The following is a 2,891-nucleotide window of genomic DNA, read 5'->3' as shown; positions in this document are numbered from 1 at the left end:
CCTATTGAGGCGAATGCTCGTGTTTATTCTGTGCCGAAGGTATGTGCGATTGGGATTTGTTTGGATGGGTGTGAGCCTGCGTATCTTGATGTTGCGATAGCGGATGGGTTGATGCCGACGCTGAAGCGGATGCGGGAGGAGGGGACGGATCGGCTGGCGCATTCGGTGATCCCAAGCTTTACCAACCCGAACAATCTGAGCATCGCGACGGGCCGTCCTCCATCAGTGCACGGGATTTGCGGCAATTACCTGATTGACCCGGAGACCGGCGACGAGGTGATGATGAACGATGTGCGGTTCCTGCGCGCGCCGACGGTCTTCAAGCAGTTCTACGATGCCGGCGCACGGGTGGCCGTGGTCACCGCCAAGGACAAGCTGCGCGCGCTTCTGGGGGCGGGGCTGAGCTTTGACGACGATCGCGCCAAATGCTTTTCGGCCGAGAAATCCGACAGCTCGACGCAGAAGGAGCACGGCCAGGAGAAGGCCAGCGAGTGGCTCGGCATGGCACAGCCGCAGGTTTATTCGGCGGAGCTGAGCGAATTTGTCTTTGCCGCGGGCGTGAAGCTTCTGCGCGAGTGGAAACCGGACGTGATGTACCTGACCACAACCGATTACGTGCAGCATAAATACGCGCCCGATGACGCTGAGGCCAAAGCGTTCTACGAGATGTTCGACAAATACCTCACCGAGCTCGATGCGCTTGGCGCGGCCATCGTGGTGACCGCCGATCATGGCATGAAGCCCAAGCACCATGCGGATGGCTCGCCCAACGTGATCTACGTGCAGGACCTGATGGACGAGTGGCTGGGCAAGGACGCCGCCCGTGTGATCCTGCCGATCACCGATCCTTACGTGGTGCATCACGGCGCGCTTGGCGGGTTTGGCACGGCCTATCTGCCCGAGGGGGCGGATGTGGCGGATATCATCGCCAGATTGCAGGCCCGCGAGGAGCTGATCCTTGTCGTCGACAAGCAAGAGGCGATCCGCCGGTTCGAGCTTCCGGGCGACCGGATCGGCGATATCGTGATGATCTCGGGCGAAAACATCTGCATCGGCACGTCCGAGCATCGCCACGACCTGGCCGCCCTCAAGGAGCCGCTGCGCAGCCACGGCGGCTTGACCGAACAGGAGGTGCCCTTCATCGTGAACCGGGTGATCGACCTGCCGTCAAAGCCGGAGCTGCGCAACTTTGATGCGTTCTTCTATGCCACCACCGCCGCGGCGCTTTAGGGTGTTTAAATTACGCGTTTCCGGACGGAAAACCGGTATCCGCTTTTCCTGGAAACGCTCTAACAAAGGGGCTTAGCCATGAAAGACAGTATCGAAATCCGCAACGAGGGCATGCGCATTGGCGGCGAGGTGGTGTTTACCGATGACGTGGTCGAGGTGCTTTATCCTTACACTGACGAGGTCGTGGGCACCGTGCCGGCGGGCAAGGCCGAGCACGCCGCGCGGGCCTTCGAGATCGCGGCGAATTACAAGTCCAAGCTGACGCGTTATGAGCGCAGCGAAATCCTCAAACGCGCGGGAGAGCTGATTGGCGAGCGCCGGGATTATCTGGCGAAATGGCTGACGCTGGAGCTGGGGATTTGCCATCAGCACGCGATCTACGAGACCAAGCGGGCGCAGGATGTCTATCAGTTTGCCGCCGCCCAGGCGATGAATGATGATGGTGAGATTTTTTCCTGCGATCTGACCCATAACGGCAAGGACCGCAAGATCTTTACCCTGCGCGAACCGGTCAAGGCGATCAGCGCGATCACGCCCTTCAACCATCCGCTCAACATGGTCAGCCACAAGATCGCGCCGTCCATTGCGACCAATAACTGCATGGTCTGCAAGCCCACGGAGCTGACGCCGCTGACCTGCATCGCACTGGCCGATATCCTCTACGAGGCTGGTCTGCCGCCCGAGATGTTCCAGGTGGTCACCGGGCGGCCCGAGGACATTGGCGACGAGATGATCACCAACGAGCATATCGACATCATCACCTTCACCGGCGGCGTGCCGGTGGGCAAGATCATTGCCTCGAAAGGCGTCTACAAGCGCCAGGCGCTGGAGCTTGGGGGCAACGATCCGCTGATCGTGCTCAATGACCTCAGCGATGCCGATCTCGACAAGGCCGCCACCATCGCCGTGGCGGGGGCCACCGGTAATTCCGGCCAGCGCTGCACCGCGATCAAGCGCATCCTGGTGCAGGAAAGCGTGGCCGACGCCTTCGTGCCCAAGGTGCTGGCCAAGGCCAAAGCGATCAAATTTGGTGATCCGCAGGATCCGGAGACAGAGCTGGGCTGCGTCATCCATGCCCAGGCGGCGGAAGTGTTCGAGAACCGCGTTCTGGACGCTGAAAAGCAAGGCGCCGAGATCCTCTATCACCCGGGCCGTCAGGGGGCTTTGCTGCCACCCATCGTGGTCGATCACGTCCCCCATGACAGCGAACTGGTGATGGAAGAAACTTTCGGCCCCATCGTGCCGATCGTGCGCGTGCCCGATGACGACGCCGAGGTCATGCGCATCTCCAACGGCACCCAGTTCGGGCTTTCCTCGGGCGTCTGCACCAACGACCTCAACCGCGCCATCGCCTTCATTAACGGGCTCGACGTGGGCACCTGCAACATCTGGGAACAGCCCGGCTACCGGATCGAAACCTCCCCCTTCGGCGGCATCAAGGACTCAGGCAACGCGGTCAAGGAAGGCGTCACCGAGGCGATGAAGTTCTTCACAAACGTCAAGACCTACTCTCTCCCCTGGCCCAGATAAGCCAACGATATCTCCCAACCTGCGGGGCCCACACCAACGGCCCCGCTTTTTTATCCACAGGTGAGCAATTGCCCGAAAAAATCATCCACACCGAAGGCGAATCCAACACCTCCGACGCGCGTAAGGCTTGG

2 protein-coding genes are annotated in these 2,891 nt (G+C 60.7%); both read left to right on the top strand.

Annotated features, from left to right (window positions below):
* On the top strand, positions 1-1,230 hold a 1,230-nt coding region (gene phnA, locus LC334_RS22875; protein WP_223413140.1), incomplete at its 5' end, for a phosphonoacetate hydrolase.
* Positions 1,231-1,308: 78 nt separating this feature from the next.
* Entirely contained in the window at positions 1,309-2,760 is a 1,452-nt protein-coding gene (gene phnY / locus LC334_RS22870) for a phosphonoacetaldehyde dehydrogenase (protein ID WP_085802621.1), read from the top strand.
* Positions 2,761-2,891: the final 131 nt, after the last annotated feature.

Origin of the sequence: Roseovarius aestuarii, from assembly GCF_019966515.1 — a bacterium.
GTDB classification, from domain to species: Bacteria; Pseudomonadota; Alphaproteobacteria; order Rhodobacterales; family Rhodobacteraceae; genus Roseovarius; species Roseovarius aestuarii.
Note: the sequence above shows the minus strand (reverse complement) of the source record. Positions and strands in the feature narration are given on the sequence as shown.

Coding starts and splice junctions, on each gene's coding strand:
- phnY (WP_085802621.1), top strand. CDS start 1,309: ATGAAAGACAGTATCGAAATCCGCAACGAGGGCATGCGCATTGGCGGC.